General features: G+C 72.1%; 16 protein-coding genes. 8 read left to right on the top strand and 8 right to left on the bottom strand.

The genetic code is table 11. The annotated features are described in order from the left end of the window. Nucleotides 1–128 precede the first annotated feature (128 nt). A complete protein-coding gene (locus IE195_RS05910; protein ID WP_191268361.1) occupies nt 129–1,508 on the top strand; it encodes a serine/threonine protein kinase in 1,380 nt (459 codons plus the stop codon). 27 nt (nt 1,509–1,535) lie between these two features. Here the strand turns inward: IE195_RS05910 and IE195_RS05905 are convergent, their stop codons facing one another. Together IE195_RS05905 and IE195_RS05900 are read right to left on the bottom strand one after the other, a co-directional pair. Continuing rightward, nucleotides 1,536–2,687 carry a hypothetical protein gene (locus IE195_RS05905; RefSeq protein WP_191268360.1) on the bottom strand — a complete coding sequence of 384 codons (1,152 nt, stop codon included), beginning with the start codon at nt 2,685–2,687 and terminating at the stop codon, nt 1,536–1,538. An 82-nt stretch (nt 2,688–2,769) separates the two neighbouring features. Then, entirely contained in the window at nt 2,770–3,207 is a 438-nt protein-coding gene (locus IE195_RS05900) for a MerR family transcriptional regulator (RefSeq protein WP_191268359.1), read from the bottom strand. A gap of 128 nt (nt 3,208–3,335) precedes the next feature. Here IE195_RS05900 and ahcY (IE195_RS05895) point away from each other — a divergent pair, with 128 nt between their 5' ends. Together ahcY (IE195_RS05895) and ahcY (IE195_RS05890) are read left to right on the top strand one after the other, a co-directional pair. Beyond that, on the top strand, nt 3,336–4,772 hold the full coding sequence (ahcY, locus tag IE195_RS05895) for an adenosylhomocysteinase (protein WP_191268358.1): 1,437 nt from the start codon (nt 3,336–3,338) through the stop codon (nt 4,770–4,772). Between the two features lie 18 nt (nt 4,773–4,790). Next, a complete protein-coding gene (gene ahcY, locus IE195_RS05890; protein WP_191268357.1) occupies nt 4,791–6,053 on the top strand; it encodes an adenosylhomocysteinase in 1,263 nt (420 codons plus the stop codon). A gap of 10 nt (nt 6,054–6,063) precedes the next feature. On the opposite strand, the gene IE195_RS05885 is transcribed toward ahcY (IE195_RS05890), so the two are convergent. Next, a complete protein-coding gene (locus tag IE195_RS05885; RefSeq protein ID WP_191268356.1) occupies nt 6,064–6,945 on the bottom strand; it encodes an RDD family protein in 882 nt (293 codons plus the stop codon). Nucleotides 6,946–7,061: 116 nt separating this feature from the next. Here IE195_RS05885 and IE195_RS05880 point away from each other — a divergent pair, with 116 nt between their 5' ends. Further along, nucleotides 7,062–8,057 carry a stage II sporulation protein M gene (locus tag IE195_RS05880; protein ID WP_191268355.1) on the top strand — a complete coding sequence of 332 codons (996 nt, stop codon included), beginning with the start codon at nt 7,062–7,064 and terminating at the stop codon, nt 8,055–8,057. 227 nt (nt 8,058–8,284) lie between these two features. Here IE195_RS05880 and IE195_RS05875 read toward each other — a convergent pair whose 3' ends face one another. The 5 genes from IE195_RS05875 to IE195_RS05855 all read right to left on the bottom strand — a co-directional run bounded on the left by IE195_RS05875 (nt 8,285) and on the right by IE195_RS05855 (nt 13,511). Beyond that, nucleotides 8,285–9,583, bottom strand: coding sequence for a DUF58 domain-containing protein (locus IE195_RS05875; RefSeq protein WP_191268354.1), 1,299 nt, complete (start codon nt 9,581–9,583; stop codon nt 8,285–8,287). Then, nucleotides 9,583–10,566: an AAA family ATPase gene (locus IE195_RS05870; RefSeq protein ID WP_191268353.1), complete on the bottom strand. Its 984-nt coding sequence runs from the start codon at nt 10,564–10,566 to the stop codon at nt 9,583–9,585. The genes IE195_RS05875 and IE195_RS05870 overlap by 1 nt, the downstream gene beginning before the upstream one ends. Before the next feature lie 106 nt (nt 10,567–10,672). Further along, complete coding sequence (locus IE195_RS05865) at nt 10,673–11,857, bottom strand: DUF4350 domain-containing protein (protein WP_191268352.1); 1,185 nt, start codon at nt 11,855–11,857, stop codon at nt 10,673–10,675. Continuing rightward, entirely contained in the window at nt 11,854–12,504 is a 651-nt protein-coding gene (locus tag IE195_RS05860; RefSeq protein WP_191268351.1) for a DUF4129 domain-containing protein, read from the bottom strand. The genes IE195_RS05865 and IE195_RS05860 overlap by 4 nt, the downstream gene beginning before the upstream one ends. Then, nucleotides 12,501–13,511 (bottom strand): DUF7847 domain-containing protein, encoded by a 1,011-nt coding sequence (locus IE195_RS05855; RefSeq protein WP_229826095.1) that lies wholly within the window; start codon nt 13,509–13,511, stop codon nt 12,501–12,503. The genes IE195_RS05860 and IE195_RS05855 overlap by 4 nt, the downstream gene beginning before the upstream one ends. A 937-nt stretch (nt 13,512–14,448) precedes the next feature. Here IE195_RS05855 and mtrA point away from each other — a divergent pair. The 4 genes from mtrA (at nt 14,449) to IE195_RS05835 (ending at nt 19,756) form a co-directional block, all read left to right on the top strand. Beyond that, nucleotides 14,449–15,126, top strand: coding sequence for an MtrAB system response regulator MtrA (gene mtrA, locus IE195_RS05850; protein WP_191268349.1), 678 nt, complete (start codon nt 14,449–14,451; stop codon nt 15,124–15,126). A 16-nt stretch (nt 15,127–15,142) separates the two neighbouring features. Beyond that, nucleotides 15,143–16,924, top strand: coding sequence for an MtrAB system histidine kinase MtrB (gene mtrB, locus IE195_RS05845; RefSeq protein ID WP_191268348.1), 1,782 nt, complete (start codon nt 15,143–15,145; stop codon nt 16,922–16,924). Nucleotides 16,925–16,968: 44 nt separating this feature from the next. Then, nucleotides 16,969–18,819, top strand: coding sequence for an LpqB family beta-propeller domain-containing protein (locus tag IE195_RS05840; protein ID WP_191269003.1), 1,851 nt, complete (start codon nt 16,969–16,971; stop codon nt 18,817–18,819). Between the two features lie 109 nt (nt 18,820–18,928). Further along, on the top strand, nt 18,929–19,756 hold the full coding sequence (locus tag IE195_RS05835) for a ComF family protein (protein ID WP_191268347.1): 828 nt from the start codon (nt 18,929–18,931) through the stop codon (nt 19,754–19,756). Nucleotides 19,757–19,958 lie beyond the last annotated feature (202 nt).

Raw genomic sequence — 19,958 nt, 5'->3', positions numbered from 1 at the left:
TCAGAGGGGGTACGCCCGGGTCAAGGGTCCCTCCGGGGGCCGGGGTCGCACGCGACCGTACCCGGCGTCGCCTGCCCGTACCCTGATCCTGCGCTCCCCGCCCACGACGACCTCCCTGGAGGACACCGATGCCCGGTCCCGAATCGCTACTGCCGAGCGACCCCTCATCGTTCGGTGACTACAGCGTGACCGGACGTCTGGGAAAGGGTGGCCAGGGGGTCGTCTACCTCGCCGAGGACTCCGCCGGCGACGAGTACGCGGTCAAGGTCCTCAACGACCAGTGGTCGGCCGATGCCGACCTGCGCAGACGGTTCGAGAAGGAGGTCCGCGCGGCCCAGAAGGTCGCCTCCTTCTGTACCGCCGCGATCATCGAGGCCCAGCTCGACAGCGATCCGCCCTACGTGGTCAGCGAGTTCGTCCCGGGCAAGGACCTGCAGGAGACCGTCGCCAAGGGCCGGGTGGTGCGCGGCTCCGCCCTCCAGAGGCTGGCCGTCTCCACCGCCACCGCGCTCGTCGCCATCCACCGGGCGGGGATCGTCCACCGCGACTTCAAACCCGGAAACGTCCTGATCGGCCCGGACGGCCCGCGCGTGATCGACTTCGGCATCGCCCGGGTCGACGACGGCACGGCCACCATGACCAACTCGATCGTCGGAACGCCCTCCTACATGGCGCCCGAGCAGATCGAGGGGCGCGGGATCACCGACAAGTGCGACATCTTCGCCTGGGGTTGCGTGATCGCGTTCGCCTCCACCGGCCGTGCGCCCTTCGGCTCCGACACCGTCCCGGCCGTGGTGCACCGCGTGGTCAGCGCACCGCCCGACCTGGAGGAGATCGACGAGGCGCTGCGGCCGGTCGTCGAGTCCTGCCTGGACAAGGACCCGGAGAAGCGTCCCAACGCCCAGACGCTGCTGATGCGGCTGCTCGGCCACGACGGCCCGGTCGGGTCCCCGGAGTCCGCCGACCCGTTCGAGCAGGGTGAGCGAGTCGCCCAGACCGGGCTGCTCAACGGCAACCAGCTGCCGCCCGTGCACCCGCAGGGGCCGCAGTACCCGCCCACCGGGGGTCAGCCCGGGATGGGCTACCCGCCGGGCGTCTCCGACCCGCGCCTCGGCCAGGGCCCCGGGGCGCCGAACCCCTACGGCGGTCCCGGAGCGTCCAACCCCAACCCGATGGCCAACCCGGGTGTGTCCAACCCCCGCCCCGGCCAGATGGGCCACCCGGGGAACTCGGACCCGCGGCACGGCGGGTTCGGCGCGCAGCCGGGCACGTCCAACCCCCGGCCCGGGATGCCGGGCCACCCGCAGCAGCCGCACGCCGTGCACCAGGGCGCCAACCCGATGATGACGGGCGCGGTGAACCCCAACCAGACCTACGCCCCGCACGCCGCCCGTTACCGGACCGGCGGACAGGACTCGGTGCTCCAGCAGGGCTGGGTGATCCCGGCGGTGCTGATCACCATCATCATCCTGCTGCTACTCCTGCTGATCCTGTTCCTCAGCCGATGACCGGGAGCCCGGGCCCGGCCCGGGAGGTCAGACGCGGGTGAGTTCGTTCATGGAGCGGGACACCGCCTCGTCGACCAGGTCGCGCACCTGGGGCCAGCGGTCGTCCACGCAGTCCGTGGGCATCACGGTGACGCTGTCGGTCCCGGACATCTCCAGCGTCTCCCGGACCCCCTCCGAGGTGACCAGGCGTGCGTTCGCGGTCACCGCCAGCACGCCCGAGGGCGGGCTGCCCACGTCCTGCACCACCACGTACAGGGACAGCGACGCCTCACCCGCCACCAGCTCCAGACACGTCCACCAGTGGGCGGCGCCCGGGGTGAACAGCAGGCGGTCGGTCGCGCGCGACCCGCGTGCGCCCATCGGGCCCCCCTCGTCCCCCGAGGACACCGTGGCGCTCGCCCGGGGGTCCAGGGCGCGGAGGATGAGGGCCACCGGCCCCCGCCGGGACCGCACGTACTCCAGGATGCGACGGCGCGTCACGGCGGCCAGCGGAGGAACCGGCGTCCCCGCAGTGGGCACCGCCCCCGGGTGCCAGCCGAGTTCACCGCGCAGGGCCCCGGTGACCAGCCGCGCGAAGTGGGCGGTCAGGACCGCGAGCCGCTCCGCCGGATCCTGCCCGGAGCCTGTCCCGGGCGGAGGCGTGCGCGGATCGAGGAGCAGCGGGGGGAGGTCGGCGCGTTGGAGCACGTGTGAGGCCAGGACCCACGGCAGTACCCAGGGCGGCCCGGCCCCGTCGGGCTCCTCCCCGGAGGCCTCGGCCAGGATCCGCACGCACTCGGCGTAGGTGTGCGCGGCTCGGACCACTGGATGGGCCGGGGCCGCGGCGGCCCGGGACAGTTCGAGGGTGTACTCGTCGGGCAGGGTGGTCCGGAGCGGTCGCAGCGCGTAGCCCTCGGGGAGTTCGGCGACCCGCTCCGCCAGCGCGGCGACGCGGGGCCCGGTCATCGGATCCCCGGACACGTCAGCACCTGTCAACAGCAGGTCGGTGAGGGCGCTGTCGCCTCCCCACTCCAGGACGCGGGCGTGCGTCAGCGCCCGCCGCGCGGCCCCGCGCGCGTCCGGGGGCTGGTTGTGGCGTTGCTCCGCCCAGACCTCCCGCAGGCGGTCGACGTCCCTGAGGTCTTCGCGCACGCGACCGGGGAGGGACTCCCGGACCGTGTCGCCGAGTTGGCTGTCCACGGTCTCTCCGTAGCCCGTGGGCTGTTTGCCAAAACATGCCGAACGGTTGGTCTGGGTGTCCGGTGGCGGCCACGGCCCCGGGTCAACCGGAGCGGTCGGTGCGCGTCCTGTCGCCGGGGCGGCGGGAGTACAGCAACCGCATCGCCTTCTCCTTCTCGAAGTCCAGGGCCCGGGCGGGGGCCGCGGCCAGCCTGCCCAGGCGTTCACCGTGCGCGCGCACCCGGGCCAGCACCTCGGGTTCGGCGAGCACGCGCAGGGCGAAGGCCAGCGCGGCGGGCGGGATGTCGAACTCGCGTTCCAGCTCCAGCCCGCCCGCGATCGTCTCCAGGTCCTCTTCGGTGAAGCGGCGGTGCCGGTGTCCCCGGCCGGTGGGCTGTTCCTGGGTGCGGGGGAGGAGGCCCAGGCCCTCGCGGTAGCGCAGCATGCGAGCGGTGCTGCCGACCCGTTCGGCGGCCACGGAGATGGGGACCGGGGAAGGGTCGGGTCCGGGCGCTGCGGGGTCGTCGTCGAGGGCGGCCATGCACGGACCCTAACCCACACCCGACGCCATACCGAGCAAACCTGACATCCGCGTGTGAGCTTTGTGCCCCAGAGGCGGGCGCGGGCCTAGAATCGGGTCGCAACCACGACTTGACGAGTGAGGAACGCATGGCATTCGACTTCAAGGTCGCAGATCTCTCCCTGGCCGAGTTCGGCCGCGACGAGATCCGCCTCGCCGAGCACGAGATGCCCGGCCTCATGGCCACCCGCGCCGAGTTCGGCGACAGCAAGCCCCTCTCGGGCGCCCGCATCATGGGTTCGCTGCACATGACCGTGCAGACCGCCGTCCTCATCGAGACCCTCGTCGCGCTGGGCGCCGAGGTCCGCTGGGTGAGCTGCAACATCTTCTCCACCCAGGACCACGCCGCGGCCGCCGTCGTGGTCGGCCCCGACGGCACCGTGGACGACCCCCGGGGCGTCCCGGTCTTCGCCTGGAAGGGCGAGACGCTGGAGGAGTACTGGTGGTGCACGGAGCAGGCGCTGACCTGGCCGGGCACCGAGGGCCCCAACATGATCCTGGACGACGGTGGCGACGCCACCATGCTCGTCCACAAGGGCGCCGAGTTCGAGGGGGCGGGGGCCGTGCCGGACCCCTCCACCGCTGACAGCGAGGAGTTCTCGGTCGTCCTGAGCCTGCTCCAGGAGAGCCTGAAGAAGGACTCCGGCAAGTGGACGAAGATCGCCCAGGGCATCCAGGGCGTCACCGAGGAGACCACCACCGGTGTGCTCCGCCTGTACGAGATGCAGCGTGACGGCAGCCTGTCCTTCCCGGCGATCAACGTCAACGACTCGGTCACCAAGAGCAAGTTCGACAACAAGTACGGCATCCGCCACTCGCTGCCGGACGGCATCATGCGCGCCACCGACGTCCTCATCGGCGGCAAGGTCGCCGTGGTCTGCGGTTACGGCGACGTCGGCAAGGGTTCGGCCGAGGCGCTGCGCGGCCAGGGCGCCCGCGTCATCGTGACCGAGATCGACCCGATCAACGCCCTCCAGGCGGCCATGGACGGGTTCCAGGTCGCCACCCTGGAGGACGTGCTGGAGACCGGTGACATCTTCATCACCACCACCGGCAACTTCAACGTGATCATGGCCGACCAGATCCTGCGGATGAAGCACCAGGCGATCGTCGGCAACGTCGGCCACTTCGACAACGAGATCGACATGGCCGGTCTGGCGAAGGTCCCCGGGATCAGGAAGAAGGAGATCAAGCCGCAGGTGCACGAGTGGACCCAGGAGAACGGCAAGTCCGTCCTGGTGCTCTCCGAGGGCCGCCTGCTCAACCTGGGCAACGCCACCGGCCACCCCAGCTTCGTGATGTCCAACAGCTTCACCAACCAGGTCATCGCGCAGATCGAGCTGTTCACCAAGCCCGACGAGTACCCGACCGACGTGTACACGCTGCCGAAGATCCTCGACGAGAAGGTCGCGCGTCTGCACCTGGACGCGCTCGGCGCCAGGCTGACCGAGCTCACCAAGGAGCAGGCCGCCTACATCGGCGTGGACGTGGCCGGGCCGTACAAGCCCGACCACTACCGCTACTAGGGGCGAGTCCGTTCACAGATGACACTCCCCTCGCATGAGGTGGCGGACCTCGGCCTGGCCGGGGCCGGGGTCCGCCGGGTGGCATGGGCCGAACGCTCCATGCCCGTGCTGCGCAGCGTCCGGGAGAGGTTCGCCCAGCAGCGGCCGCTGGACGGCCTCCGGGTGGCCGCCTGCCTGCACGTGACCGCCGAAACCGCCAACCTGCTCCGCGTCCTGCGCGCCGGCGGGGCCCAGGTGTGGCTGGCCGCCTCCAACCCGCTCTCGACCCAGGACGACACCGCTGCAGCGCTGGTCACCGAGTACGGGGTGGCCGTGCACGCCTGGGCGGGGATGGACACCGCCGCCTACGACCGCAACCTGGTCACCGTCCTGGAGGCGCGTCCGCACCTGCTGCTGGACGACGGCTGCGACCTGGTCAACACGGCCCACGCGGACCGTCCCGAACTGCTGGAGGGTGTGCTGGGCGGCTGTGAGCAGACCACCACGGGGGTCATCCGGCTGCGCAGGATGAGCGCGGAGGGCGAGCTCCGGCTGCCGATGGTCGCGGTCAACGACACCCGTACCAAGCGGATGTTCGACAACCGCTACGGCACCGGGCAGTCGACCGTGGACGGGATCCTGCGCGCCACGAACACACTGCTCGCCGGCCGGACGGTCGTCGTGGCCGGGTTCGGCTACTGCGGGCGCGGCCTGGCGGAACGGTTCCGGGGCATGGGCTCGAACGTGGTCGTCACCGAGGTGGACCCGGTCAAGGCGCTGGACGCCGTGATGCAGGGGTACACCGTCGCGACGATGGACACCGCGGCAGCGGCCGGGGACGTGTTCGTCACCGCCACCGGCAACCGTGACGTCATCCGCCGCGAGCACCTGGCGGTGATGCGGGACGGCGCGATCCTGGCCAACTCGGGCCACTTCGACCTGGAGATCGACCTCAACGCCCTGGACTCGTTGTCCGTCGCGGTCGACCGCGGCGTACGCGAACAGGCCGACGAGTACGTGTTCGCCGACGGGCGCAGGCTCCTGTTGCTGTCCGAGGGGCGCCTGGTGAACCTGGGCGCCGCGGAGGGCCACCCGGCGGCCGTCATGGACATGTCGTTCGCGGTGCAGGCGCTCACCACCGAGTGGCTGGCCCGCGAACACGGCGCGCTCGCACCGGGGGTGGTGGATGTTCCGGAGGAGACCGACAACGAGGTCGCCCGGCTCGAACTCGCCTCCCTGGGCGTGGGGATCGACGTCCTCACCCCAGGTCAGGAGGATTACCTGAACTCCTGGCGCCCCTGAGCGGGCCCGGTCAGCGGGCCGGGCCCCGGTACGGGTCGTTCCACTGCGGAGCCCGGTGCTGGTGGAACCCCTGGGCCCGGCCCGGGTCCTGCGTCTGCCCCGGCCCCTGGCCCATGGCCTCCATGCTGCGGCGGCGGCGCTCGGCGAGCACGGCGGCGAGGAAGTACGGCGGGGTGGTGCCGGCCGGCGGGGGCGGGCTGACCTGCGCGGCCACCGCGTCGGCCAGTTGGGCCCCCATCTCGTGCCGGGTGTGCTCGGCGAGCTCGCCGTAGCGCAGCACGTACTGGCGGGCGGCGTTCGCGGTCTCCGGGGACAGGCGTGAGAGTTCGGTGCCCGCCGCCCAGGCGGCCAGGTGCGGCGGCATCGGGACGACCGGGTCGCGGCGTCCGCCGGAGCGCTCCTCCACCACCATGGTCCCGGCCACGAAGTCCCCGATCCGCCGACCGTCCCGGTTGAGCATCGAGGTGATCAGGGCGACCACGCCGAAGGTCAGCCAGAGCTCCACGAACCCGGCGAGCGCCCGCCCCAGCGCCTGGCGGAAGCGTTCGGGCGAGCCGTCGGTTCCGACCACCCGCAGCCCCAGGGCCAGCTTGCCCAGGGAGTGCCCGCGCGAGACCGACTCGAACGCGGCGGGGTAGCCGACCATGATCAGGATCGAACCGGCGAGCGAGATCGCGGCGGTCGCGGCAGGGTCGACGCTCACCCCGATCCAGGAGACGACGACGGCCATGGCGATCAGGGCGATGACCTGTGCCAGGAAGTCGATGGCGATCGACGCCGTGCGTGTGGCGAACCCGGCCGGGCGTAGTTCGAGGACCACCGCGTCCCCCGTGACCAGCGGCGTCACGCCGTACACGTCGTCACGGGCCTGGCCGCCACCGGGATAGGACACCAGCGCACGCTCCCTTACCGGGTGTCTGAAACCGTCGCTTTGACACTACCTGCCAGCGGAGGAGTGCGTTAGCACCCGTCGCTGCCCCGGGGCCCGGATCCAGTAGTGTCCAGTGCGTGGATATCGACGTGTTCGCCGCGGCGCACGCCCGGGAGTGGGAACGGCTGGACGAACTGGTGCGCAGGCGCCGTTCGCTCACAGGTGAGGAGGTCGACGAACTCGTCGAGCTCTACCAGCGGGTGTCGACCCACCTGTCGGTGGTCCGCGCCTCGGGACAGGACCCGGTACTGGCGGGCCGGTTGTCCTCTCAGGTGGCCCGCGCCCGGTCCGCGGTCACCGGCTCGCACGCCTCCTCGTGGGCCGACTTCGCGGGGTTCTTCACCAGCGTGTTCCCGGCGGTGCTGTACCGGCTGCGCTGGTGGTGGATCGGCGTCACGGTGGGAACCCTCACGGTGTCGACGGTGACCGGGGTGTGGATCGCCACCAACCCCGACGTCCTGGCCGCACTGGGCACCCCGGAGTCCATCGCGCGCTACGTCGAGCACGACTTCGCCAACTACTACGTCGAGAACCCCCCGGGGTCGTTCGCGGCCCAGGTGTGGACCAACAACGCCTGGGTGGCGGCGCAGGCGATCATCTTCGGGGTGGCCTTCGGCCTGCCGACGCTCGGTGTGCTGTTCCTCAACGCGGTCAACCTGGGGATGGCCGCGGGCATGATGTTCTCGCTCGACCGCGGGGACGTGTTCTTCGCGCTGATCCTCCCGCACGGCCTGTTGGAGCTGACCGCCGTGTTCGTGGCCGGGGGAGTGGGGTTGAAGCTCGGCTGGACGCTGGTCTCCCCGGGGCCGCGGACCCGTCTGCGCGCCCTGGGCGAGGAGGCCCGCGCGGCCGTAGCCGTGGCCCTGGGCCTGGTGGCGGTGCTGTTCGTCTCGGGCCTCATCGAGGGCCTGGTCACCGGGTGGATCACCAACACCTGGCTGGCGATCGGCATCGGCGTGGTCGCCGAGGCCCTGTTCTTCGCCTACGTGTTCACCGTGGGTAGGAAGGCCCACCAGGAGGGCGAGACCGGCGACATCGAGAACGCCCCCGCGGCCGTCCCGGTGGCCGGTTAGGTACCGCGCCCGGAGCCCGGGACACGTCAGCGACCTGGGCGGGTGCCGGGGACGGCGCGTTCACGGTGACGCCGCCGCGGATGTCGTGTACCTGGAGCAGTTGCCCGTACACGGCGCCCCGGGCGTCGTCCGCGGTGTGGGGCCGGGCGTCGGGGGAGAGGCCATGCCCCCATAGTGCCCGAAGGGGGCACCCTCCGACGGAGGGCGCCCCCTTCGGGAAGCCGGTGCTACAACCGGCCCTGGGCCTTGAGGTTGATGTAGGCGTCGGCCAGGGCCGGGGCGATGCGGTCCGGTGCCGCGTCCACCACCTCCGCGCCCATGCGGCGCAGTTCGGCGCTGATCCGGTGCCGTTCGCTGAGCGTGCGCTCGGCGGAGGCGGCCCGGTACAGCGCCTCGGTGCTGCCCCGTTCCGCCGCCATCTCCTCCACCTTCGGGTCCTTGACCGCCGCCACCATCAGCAGGTGGCGCGAGGACAGCACCGGAAGCCTCGGCAACAACCCCTCCTCCAGGGAGGTGGCGTTGAGGTCGGTCAGCAGCACCACGAGCCTGCGGGCCCGCCCCTGGGCCATCACCGAGCTCACCAGCCCCGCCGGGTCCGACTCCACCAGTTCGGCCTCCAGTGGAGCCATGGCCTCCACCACGCGGTGTACCTGGCTTCCCCTGCCCGAGGCCCTCACCTGGGCGCGCACCCTCCGGTCGTAGGCCATGAAGTCCACCCGGTCACCCGCCCGGCCCGCCAGCGCCGTCAACAGCAGCGCGGCGTCCATGGCGTGGTCCAGGCGCGGGGTGTCCCCCACCCGCCCGGCCGAGGTGCGGCCGGTGTCCAGCACGACGAGGATCCGCCGGTCCCGCTCGGGCCGCCAGGTCCGCACCACCACGCCGTCGTTGCGCGCGGTCGCGCGCCAGTCGATGGAGCGCACGTCGTCGCCGGGCACGTAGTCGCGCAGGGAGTCGAACTCACTGCCCTGACCGCGCACCATCGCCGTGTGCTGCCCTTCCAGCTCACGCAGCCGCGACAGCTTGCCGGGCAGGTGCCTGCGGCTGTGGAACGGCGGCAGCGTCCGCACGGTCCACGGGACGGTGAGCGTGCGCTGCCGTCCGGCCAGCCCCAGAGGGCCGATGCTGCGCACCGTCACCCCAGCGGAGCGGGCGTCACCGCGCCGCGTCGGGGTGAGTGCGGTCCGGACCCGGCGGCGCTCGCCGGGGCCCACCCGCAGGGGTTGGGACCCGGGGGCGGCGTGCGCACTCGGCGGCCAGGCGTCCCGTACCGAGCCGCGCAGCCGGCGCCCGGTCGGGTTGGCCACCGTCACGTACACCCCGGCACTCTCGCCCAGCCGCAGCGAGGTGTCGCCCTCACGGGACAGGCGCATCCGCTTCGGCCCGGTCGCCAGCACCACGTCCGACGCGACCAGCAGCACCACCAGGCCCACGCAGACGTAGGCGACGGTCGCGCCGATCTGACCGGAGATCGCCACCGCGCCCGTCGCGAGGAGCGCGAGCAGCGCGGCCCGGCCGGTGACCACCATCAGCGCGGCACCTGGACGGAGGCCAGCACACCGTCCAGGATCCCGTCGGTGGTGGCCCCCTCCAACTCGGCCTCCGGGCGCAGCCCGATCCGGTGCCGCAGGGTGCCCTTGGCCAGGGCCTTCACGTCGTCGGGCGTCACGTAGTCGCGGCCGGACAGCCACGCCCACGCCCGGCTCGTGCGCAGCAGCGCCGTCGCACCGCGGGGTGAGGCGCCCAGCTGGAGGGAGGGTGACCGGCGGGTGGCCCGGCACAGGTCCACGATGTAGCCGAGCACCTCGGGTGCGATCCGCACCTGCGCCACCGCGTCCCGGGCCGCCTGCAACTCGGCGGCGCCCGCCACCGCGCCCACACCGGCGGCCGCCAGGTCGCCCGGGTCGAAGCCGGCGGCGTGGCGGCCCAGCATGTCCACCTCGGCGGCGCGTTCGGGCAACGGGACCGTCACCTTCAGCAGGAACCGGTCCAGCTGGGCCTCGGGCAGCGGGTAGGTGCCCTCGTACTCGACGGGGTTCTGGGTGGCCGCGACCATGAACGGGTCCGGGAGGGCGACCGGGCGCCCCTCCACGGTGACCTGACGTTCCTCCATGGCCTCCAGCAGCGAGGCCTGGGTCTTGGGCGGGGTCCGGTTGATCTCGTCGGCCAGCAGCAGGTTGGTGAAGACCGGGCCCTTCATGAACTCGAACTTCGCCGTGTGCTGGTCGTAGACGAGCGAACCCGTCACGTCACCCGGCATCAGGTCAGGGGTGAACTGCACCCTTTTGTGGTCCAGTGACAGGGCCTGCGAGACCGTGCGCACGAGCAGTGTCTTGGCGACACCGGGCACGCCCTCCATCAGTACGTGGCCGCGGCACAGCAGTGCCACGACCAGGCCGGTCACCGTCTCGTCCTGGCCCACGACCGCCTTGGCCACCTCGCGGCGCAGGGCGGTCAGCGCCGCCCGGGCCTCGTCGGCGGATGGCAGTGCCTCGGGTGTGAAGGCGCTCACGTGCCGTCTACCTCTCTCGATACCTCAGTGGTCGGTTCTCGTCTGCGGGGGGCGCGGCCGGGGACCGGAGCCGCGTCTGCCTCCGGCCCCGCTCCGGCCTCCGGGTTCACCGCAGCCTCCCGGAGAGCCGGTCGAGCTCGTCGGCGAGCCGCAGCATCGCCTCGTCGTCCGCCGTGTACGGGTCCGGTTGGGACGGGTACAGGAGCCGCCACAGGTCCTGGGGGTCCTCTCCGCTCCGGGCGGCGGCCGCGGCCACCACCGAATCCGGACCGGAGTCGGTGCGCAGACCCAGCTTGGGCACCGAACGCTCCAGGAACCCGTTGCGCAGGGCCGAGGCCGCGCGGTCGCGCGCCTTGCGTGACTGGTACAGCCCGGCACGGCCCTCGGTGGTCTCCGAAGCCCGGACCAGGGCGGGGAGCGACTCCGGGACCAGCGCGCCCATCCGCCGCCCGCGCCAGAGGGCGAACAGCAGCAGGGTCAGCGCCAGGGGGGCCAGGGACCAGCGCACGCCCGCGGGCACGAGCTCCCACAGGGTGGCGCTCCCGACCTCCTCGGGCACGTCCGGGCGCAACCACACCACGTCCTCGGCGGAGAGCAGGTTCAGCGCCAGGGCGGCGTTGCCCGCGGAGTCCAGCTCGCGGTTGGTGAGCGGGTCCCCGGTGCCCAGCACCGTCGTGGTGGAGCCGTCGGGTGCGGCCACCTGGAGCAGCCCGGAGCCGTCAGCGGCCGGATAACAGCCCAGGGCCTCGACCCCGTTCCCGGCCGTGTAGAGCTCACCGGTGACCCCGGCGTCCCCCGCCGAGGCCGCGGCGGGCAGCGCGCACCCGGGTTCGAGGGTGCGTTCGTCGTCGACCCGGCCGGTCATGTCCGCTCCGGGCGCGAAAGCCGCGAGGGAACGCAGGGAGGGCCGCACCAGGACGGTGTCGGACCCCAGTCCGGCCAGGGTGTCCAGCTCCTCGGGGAGCAGCCGGTGGTCCAGCAGGACCACCAGCACGGTGTCCTCCCCCGACCGTTCCACGGCCCGCACCGCCGCCTCCGAGGTACGGGCGACGGTGAGGTCGGAATCCTCGTCGAGCAGCCGCACCAGCGCCCGTGCCCCGTCGGGTTCGGGGCTCCCGGGCTCCAGGTGACCGGAGGGGAACTGTTCGCTGCCCAGTGACAGCAGGACCGACACCGCGACCAGCAGGCCGATCACGGCGGCGGGCGCCCGGCCGGCCCGCCACAGGCGTCCGGCGGCGGAGCCCGGCGCTGAGCCGGCCGGTGGGTGTTCGGGCGGCGCGGTGGTCGTCATCGTCGCCCTTCGTCATGGGTCGGGGACTCGGGTACGACCGGGCGTGCCGCGGCCAGCCGCACGTCCAGCTCACGCAGGGTGCGGGCGGATTCCGCGGTCGCGACCCGGTCGCCGTAGGCCACGTCGTTGAAGATCTCGGCCCCCTTGTGCAGGCCGGCCGCCTCGCCCGGCAGGGTCCGGGCTGCTTCGGCGGCGAGCTCGGTGGCGGTCCGTCCGGCCCGGGGGCCGATGACGGCCCGTTCCTCCAGGTCCACGCTGATCGCGCGCAGGCGCTCGGTCACCGCCGCGGCGAAGTCGCCCGCGGCCTCGCTCCGGTCCGCCGCCGCGCGGTGGTCGGCGGCGGTCCGGGCCTCGTCCTGGTGCACCGACACCTCGGCCCGGCGGTTCCGGGAGGGGCGCAGGTAGAAGATCAGGCCGACCACCAGGGCCAGAACCACCAGCAGGACGCCGGCGAGGAGCCAGCCGCCCGGGATGACTCCCTCGCCCGCGACGGCCAGTCGGTCCAGCAGTTCGCCCAGCCAGTTGAGGAACCGGTCGATCAGGGACGGTTCGTGGTCCCCGTAGAGCGGGTCGGACAACTCCTCGATCGCACGCCGCCGCCCCTCCTCCCGGGTGACTTCCAGGGGAGCCGAGTGCGGGGGGCTCACGTGCGGTACTCCGGAAGGTAGATCTCCGGGCCGACCGCCTCGCCCCGCTGTGCGGCCTGGTGCAGCTTGAGGTCCAGGCCCTCGCGGCGCATGCGCAGGTCGATGTAGAGCAGGGTGTTCACTCCGGCGAGGAAGGGCTGGGTGATGGCGTAGATCAGGACGGTGACCACGTAGGTGATCACGCCCGCCAGGACCGGCGCCCACACCGCGTCCCCGCCGAGGGTGCTGATGACGCCGGCGAGGAAGCCGAACGGCATGGCCAGGACCATGTTCACCACCAGCACGATCAGCAGGGCCAGCAGCCAGTAGCCCAGCGTCCGCCACCAGTTCTGCTGGGAGAGCCGCCAGGACCTGGCCATGGCCCGGCCCGGACCGAGCCGTTCGAGAACGACCAGGGGCATGGCGTAGTAGAGCCGGATCCAGATCCACAGGGCCGGGACTCCGACGAGGGCACAGCCGACCAGCACGACCAGGAAGCCGACGGCCACGCCCGCCCCCGGTTCGTTGGCGCCGAAGGCGATGGCGAAGCCGAGGATGAGCGCGACGAACAGGACGACGAAGGCGATGACCCCGATGACCACCTGGATGCCCAGTTTGATGAAGGCCAGGCCGATGATCGCGCCGACCCGTCCGCGTACGGCCTGCCACGCCTGCCCCATGGTGAGCCGGTAGCCGAGCACTGACATGCCGACGACCGCGGCGAGCAGGCCGAGCAGGACGGCCCCGCCGACGAGGAGGAGCAGGTCCCCGACGAACCCGAGCAGGGTGACCATCGGGGAGGTGTTGAAGAGCGGGTCCTCGGGGTCGACCGCGTACGGGTCCGCCATGATCTCGTCGATGGTCGTGACGTAGTCGTTCGTCAGCCAGGTCGCGGAGACGGTGCTGAGCACGGACGCGATCGCCATGACGAGCAGGGCCAGCCCGACGGTGGTCCTCGGGTTGTTGCGGACGTAGCTGAACGCGCCGTTGAAGATGTCGCCGAGCGTCATCGGCCGGAGCGCGACCACACCGGGTTTGACGGCCTGCGGTCGCGGACCGTGGGCCGCGGGCCCGTACCCCTGCTGGGGTCCGTATCCGGGAGGCGGTCCGTACCCCTGCTGGGGCCCGTATCCGGGAGGCGGTCCGTACCCCTGCGGCGGTCCATACCCTTGCTGGGGCCCGTAACCGGGAGGGACGCCCTGGCCGGGGCCGGGGTAGCCGGGGGCCGCCTGGCCCGGGGCGCCGTAGCCGGGTTGCGGTCCGTACCCCTGCTGGGGCCCGTATCCGGGAGGCGGTCCGTACCCCTGCTGAGGTCCGTGACCGGGGGGTGCGCCTTGTCCGGGAGCGCCGTGTTCCGGCGGCGGTCCGTGACCGGAGGGCGGGGGCGCGTGGCCCTCCCGAGGCGGTTCGGCGGAGGCCCCCTGGCCGGGTGCGGCCCAGCCGCCGGCCCCGGGAGCGCCTCCGGACTCGGGTGTCCCCTGGCCCTCCGGGCTGCCCTCCGGAGTCTCCCGGTGGCCGTCCTCCTGGCTCATCTGCCCCGCCCTCCGTGGGATTCGGTTACTCCGCGCGATCGTTTTCGCGCCAATTCTGACCTGTCGGGAACCAACCTACCGGCCGGTTCCACCGCGCCTCGGCGGTGTTGGAGTGTGTCCCACGACAACCGACGCACTTCATTCCTTTTGTATGCTTTCTGTTACCAACCGGCCAAGTCACGAAGCTTTCTGGGCCTTCCTGGCCAGGGACGACACCGCCGGCGACCGAAAACGGTCCAAAAGGGCCCAACACCGCGGACCGCTCTTCCAACCGCGTCCGAAGCTGGCAAGGTTGGGGGAGGCCGGACGCCGTTCCCCGCCCGGGGGACACGGGCACCGACCACTGACGCCGTTTGAGTGTTCCAGGAGAGAGGAGTAGGCGCCGCGGATCCCCGCCCGTGAGGCGGTGGACAACCCGGTGCCGGACACACCGATGAAGGGACGTGTACTGGTTGTCGATGACGACCTCGCCCTCGCCGAGATGCTGGGCATCGTGCTGCGGGGTGAAGGGTTCGAGCCCTCGTTCGTCCACGACGGGGACAAGGCTCTGGAGGCCTTCCACGAGACCAAGCCCGACCTGGTCCTCCTCGACCTGATGCTGCCCGGGGCCGACGGGATCGACGTGTGCCGTCAGATCCGCGCCGAGTCCGGGGTTCCCATCGTCATGCTCACCGCCAAGAGCGACACCGTCGACGTCGTCCTCGGTCTGGAGTCCGGGGCCGACGACTACATCGTCAAGCCCTTCAAGCCCAAGGAGCTCGTGGCCCGAGTGCGCGTGCGGCTGCGCCGCACGGAGGAGCCCGCGCCCGAGGTCCTCCAGATCGGCGACATCACCATCGACGTCGCCGGACACGCGGTGCGCCGCGACGGCGAGCAGATCAGCCTCACCCCGCTGGAGTTCGATCTCCTGGTCGCCCTGGCCCGCAAGCCGCGCCAGGTCTTCACCCGCGAGGTCCTGCTGGAGCAGGTCTGGGGCTACCGCCACGCCGCTGACACGCGCCTGGTCAACGTGCACGTGCAGCGCCTGCGCGCCAAGATCGAGAAGGACCCGGAGCACCCCGAGGTCGTCGTGACCGTCCGCGGCGTCGGCTACAAGGCCGGTACCGCCTGACCTGGCCGGGACCCACATGACCGCGTCCGAACCCGAGGAGGGGCGCAGGGCCGAACCCGAGGGGGAGCGGTCTGCCCCTCCCTCCGGCCTGCCCGAGACCGGGGGCGGCTGGCGTGACAACAACACCGGTCTGACCCGGGCCTACCTGCTCGCCCAACGGGCGGCCCGGGCCCTGGTACGCGTGGTGCACACCAACTGGCGCCGTTCGCTGCACCTGCGGGTCATCAGCACGACCCTGGTCCTCTCCCTGCTGGTGATGGCCGGGCTGGGATACGTGCTGATCTCCGAGGTGCGCGGGGGCCTGTTGGAGGCCAAGACCGAGGCCGCGGTCAACGACCACCGCGCCGGCCTCAACTACGCGCTCCTCGAACTGCGCGAGAACGAGGTCGGCGACCGCAACAGGCTCCTGAACAACATCGCGAGTGAGCTGACCAGCCGCAGCGGTGACACCGGGCTCTACAGCGTGTTCATCCTGCCGTCGGTGAGCGACGAACTCGGCTGGGCCACCGGTGAGGGCGACGTTCCGCCCAGGCTCGTGGAGCAGGTCCGCCAGTCCGAGGTGCTCGATCAGCAGTACCACACGTACACGCGCATCGACATGGACGACGGTTCGGTCGAGCCGGCCCTGGTCGTGGGTGCTCAGCTCACCCACGCCTACGAGCTCTACTACATCTTCCCGCTCCAGCACGAGCAGGAGATCCTGGACCTGGTCCAGGGCACGGTCGCCCTGGTCGCGATCCTGCTGGTCATCCTGCTCGGGCTCATCGCGTTCATGATCACCCGCCTGGTGGTCACCCCCGTGCGTTCCGCCGCGCAGTCGGCTGAACGCCTGGCCTCGGGCGATCTCACCGAGCGGATGACCGTGCACGGCGAGGACGACCTCGCCCGGCTCGCCATGTCCTTCAACGACATGGCGGGCAACCTGCAGGAGAAGATCCAGGAACTGGAGGAGCTGTCCAAGCTCCAGCGCCAGTTCGTCTCCGACGTCTCGCACGAGCTCCGCACCCCGCTCACCACCATCCGGATGGCCGGGGACCTGCTCTTCGACGACCGCGAGGAGCTCGATACCTCGCACCGGCGCTCCGTCGAACTGCTCCAGAGCCAGGTCGAACGCTTCGAGGAGCTCCTGTCCGACCTGCTGGAGATCAGCCGCCACGACGCGGGGGCCGCCACTCTGGGCACCGAGCCCACGGACGTCCGGGACTCGGTGATGAAGGCCGTCGGCGACGCCGAACAGATCGCGGAGCGGCGCGGTATCAAGGTCATCCTGCGCCTGCCCGCGGAGCCCTGCGTCGCCGAGTTCGACACCCGGCGGATCAACCGCATCCTGCGCAACCTGGTGGTGAACGCCATCGAACACAGCGAGGGGCGCGACGTGGTGGTCGCGGCGGCCGGCGACCGCGACGCGATCGCCGTGGCGGTGCGCGACTACGGCGTGGGGCTCAAGGAGGGGGAGGAGCACCTGTGCTTCGACCGCTTCTGGCGGGCCGACTACTCCCGGGTGCGCACCACCGGCGGCACCGGCCTGGGCCTGTCCATCGCCAAGGAGGACGCCGCCCTGCACGGGGGTTGGCTCCAGGCCTGGGGGATGCCCGGTCAGGGCTCGCAGTTCCGCCTGTCCCTGCCGCGGCGCTCCGGGGCCGAGCTGCGGGGGTCCCCGCTGCCGCTGGTTCCTCCGGAGATCGCCCTGGGGCGCAACTTCGCGTCTCTGGGCGACAAGGACGGCGCGAACGGTGTGCCGGAGACCCGGAGTCCGGAGAGGGAACGACCCGGAGCCGACGAGGAGGAGGCCCTGTGAGCGACGTGGCGAGCCCGGGACGATGGAGGCGGGCGGCGAGCACCATGGCCGCGGGCGCACTCGCCTGCGTGTCTCTGGGCGCCTGCGCGAGCGTTCCCATGACCGGCCCCGTCATCCCCGGTGAGGGCGGGGACACCTCGGGTGACCCCTACGGCAGCTACGTACGGCTCCTGCCCGCCGGACCCCAGCCCGGGGTGGAGCCCGAGGGCCTGATCAACGGTTTTCTCCAGGACATGGGCAGTTTCGAGGACGACCACAAGGCCGCCCGCAGCTACATGCTCCCCGAGATGAGCGAGAACTGGTCCCCGGACGGCTCCGTTCAGGTCTTCGCCGACCTGGACGCGGTGAACCTCGAGTCCGAGGTCTCCGCCGACGGCCTCACCGCCACGGTGCGGCTGCTCAGCAACGAGGTCGCCAGCATCGACGAGAGCGGCAAGTACGTCCCGGCCGACACCGGAACCGTGCTCGAGGAGACCTTCACCCTGGCCCGCGAGGGGGGCGACCCCGAAGGCGAGTGGCGGATCCAGGACCTGCCCGAGGAGATCATCCTCAGCCGGTTGGACGTCGAGCGCACCTACCGCCCGTTCAACCTCTACTACTTCAACCCGGACGGGACGGCCCTGGTCCCGGATCCGGTCTACCTGCCGGTGAGTACCGACCAGCTCGCCGACCGCCTCCTGCGCAAACTCGCCTTGGGGCCCACCGACTGGTTGGACCCGGCGGTGACGTCCTCCTTCCCCGAGGGGCTCGTGCCCGAGGTCGAGGTCGACTCCGAACGGGTCGTGATCAGCGTCATGGGCCCGACCGACGCGGACGAGTACAGCATGGGCGCGCAGATCGCCTGGACTCTGCGGCAGCTTCCCGAGATCCAGGAGTTCACGCTCCGGATCAACGGCGAGGAGGTCGGCTTCCCCCAGGCGGACGGGGAGAGCTCCGACCGGCCGCGCCCGGGCAGCGACTTCTGGGCCCGGGTGAGCCCCGGCGCCATGTCCCCGGACGTGCACGCCTACTTCACGCACGAGGGCCAGCTGTGGTCCGCCTCCGACTGGGAGCCGGACACCTTCGAGGACGCCGAGCGGGTCCCGGGCCCCCTCGGAGCCGGAGACGTCCAGCTGGACCGGTTCGCGGTCTCGCTCGACGAGAGCACCGTCGCCGGTGTCACCCTGGGCGGCGGGGAGGTCGTCACCAGTTTCACCAGCCCCGGAGCGGAGACCAGGGAGGTCCTCGCCGACGGGGTGTTCACCGATCTGTCCTGGGACGTGAACGGCAACCTCTGGGTGGTCGAGGAGATCGAGGGCCCGGACCCGGAGGAGGACCCGGATGACGAGGGAGCCCCGGAGCCGGACGCCGTCCAGCCCGACGGCGCCGGGGGTACGCGCTCGCCAGCCCCGGAGGACACCGCGCTGTGGCTGCTGCGTGACGGGGACGAGGTGGTCGAGGCCCAGGTGACGGGGCTGCGGGGGCACACCCTGGTGCACTTCAGGATCTCCCGGGACGGCTCCCGGGCCGCCGTGGTCACCGAACGGGACGGGGAACGCCTGCTCCAGGTCGGCCGAGTCGTGGAGGGTGAGGACGGCCAGGTCTCGGTGGGCGGCTTCATCCCCCTGGCGCAGCAGGAACTGGACGAAGTCACCGGTATCTCCTGGCGTTCGAGCGACCAACTGGTCGTCCTGGGCAGCCGTGACGGCGGCACCCAGCAGGCGCTGTTCGTCGCCCTGGACGGAGGTACGCCCGCAGCCAGCGCCGGAGCTCCGGGCGCGGGTACGGTCACCATCACCGGAGCCCCCGGACAGCCCCTGCTCGCCGGCTCCGACGACGGCAACGTCTGGGCGTCCAACGACCCCCTGAACTGGCAGGTCGTGGTGGAGGGCAGCTCGCCCACCTACCCGGGCTGACCCCGGGCCCGGCGCGCCCTCCCCGCAGGGGCGGGGGAGGGCGCGCCGGGTTTTCCACAGGCGGGCGGCGGCACTGGCGGGGACGGCCGCGGCGGTCGATCCTGGAACCATGGACCAACGGACCGGTGCTCTCCGCAGGCGGCCCCACGGTGTGCTCTCCCCGGTGCGACGCCTCCTGAACGGCCTGCTCGACCCCCTCCTCGAACTGCTGCTGCCGCACGCCTGCGCGGGGTGCGCGAGCCCGGAAGGGCCCCTGTGCGCCCGCTGCCGGACGGTTCTGGAGCGCAGACCGCACCCGTGCGCCCCGCGTGAGCGCTGCCCGCCGGCCTGGGCCGCCGGCCCCTACGCCGGGCACAACCGCAGGGTCCTGCTCGCCTACAAGGAACACGGGGACGGACGCTTGGCGGACCACCTGGGGGAGCGGCTGGCCGCCGCCTACCACGCCTCTGGGTGGGCGGGGCCGGACACGCTGTTGGTACCGGTCCCGGGGCGCGGGGGGTCCTCGTCCCGGCACAGCCCCGTCACCCGTCTGGCGTTGTCCTGCGCGCACCGTGCGGGCGTCGCGTCGACGGGCGGGGTGGTTCCGCTGCTGGGCTACCGGTGCAGGACGCGCCGACAGGTCGGGTTGGGGCGCGCGGAGCGACTGGCCAACCGGGCGGGGGTCTTCACCGTCGTCCGGTTGCCCCCGGGCCCGGGCGGGGACGGTCAGGGCGGTGGCTCGGGGGCGGCTCGGCGGGGCCTGCACGGGCGCAGGGTGGTCGTCGTGGACGACGTGCTCACCACCGGTGCCACGGTCGCGGAGGCGACCCGTGCGCTGCGCGAGGAAGGGGCCAGGGTGGTGGGCGCCCTGGTGCTGGCCGAACGGTCCGGGACCCGGAACCGACTGTCTCCGTTCCCGGGCGCGAGGTCGGAACGAAGGTTTTACGAACCCCCCTGAAGAGGCGAAAGATGCATGTTCGCAAGGGTTTGCGACGCTTCTCGGGCAGTTGGGCGCCCGTCCGCTACCTGACATCCGCGCCGGGACAGGTTACGGTCCAGGTATGGCACCCGTCCGGGTCCGTGGTTGCGCCGGATTCTTGAAGCTCCCGGGAACACCGGGGAGCGACTCCGGCAAGCCGATGCCAGGCGCAGGCGAAACG

It is taken from the genome of Nocardiopsis terrae (genome assembly GCF_014651695.1).
GTDB lineage: Bacteria > Actinomycetota > Actinomycetes > Streptosporangiales > Streptosporangiaceae > Nocardiopsis > Nocardiopsis terrae.
This window is presented reverse-complemented; position numbering and strand designations above follow the sequence as displayed.

Excerpts from the sequence above, each read along its gene's own strand:
- IE195_RS05835 (WP_191268347.1), top strand. The coding sequence starts at position 18,929 with ATGGACCAACGGACCGGTGCTCTCCGCAGGCGGCCCCACGGTGTGCTC.
- mtrB (WP_191268348.1), top strand. The coding sequence starts at position 15,143 with ATGACCGCGTCCGAACCCGAGGAGGGGCGCAGGGCCGAACCCGAGGGG.
- IE195_RS05900 (WP_191268359.1), bottom strand. The coding sequence starts at position 3,207 with ATGGCCGCCCTCGACGACGACCCCGCAGCGCCCGGACCCGACCCTTCC.
- IE195_RS05865 (WP_191268352.1), bottom strand. The coding sequence starts at position 11,857 with ATGACGACCACCGCGCCGCCCGAACACCCACCGGCCGGCTCAGCGCCG.
- IE195_RS05910 (WP_191268361.1), top strand. The coding sequence starts at position 129 with ATGCCCGGTCCCGAATCGCTACTGCCGAGCGACCCCTCATCGTTCGGT.
- mtrA (WP_191268349.1), top strand. The coding sequence starts at position 14,449 with ATGAAGGGACGTGTACTGGTTGTCGATGACGACCTCGCCCTCGCCGAG.
- ahcY (WP_191268358.1), top strand. The coding sequence starts at position 3,336 with ATGGCATTCGACTTCAAGGTCGCAGATCTCTCCCTGGCCGAGTTCGGC.
- IE195_RS05840 (WP_191269003.1), top strand. The coding sequence starts at position 16,969 with ATGGCCGCGGGCGCACTCGCCTGCGTGTCTCTGGGCGCCTGCGCGAGC.
- IE195_RS05875 (WP_191268354.1), bottom strand. The coding sequence starts at position 9,583 with ATGGTGGTCACCGGCCGGGCCGCGCTGCTCGCGCTCCTCGCGACGGGC.
- ahcY (WP_191268357.1), top strand. The coding sequence starts at position 4,791 with ATGACACTCCCCTCGCATGAGGTGGCGGACCTCGGCCTGGCCGGGGCC.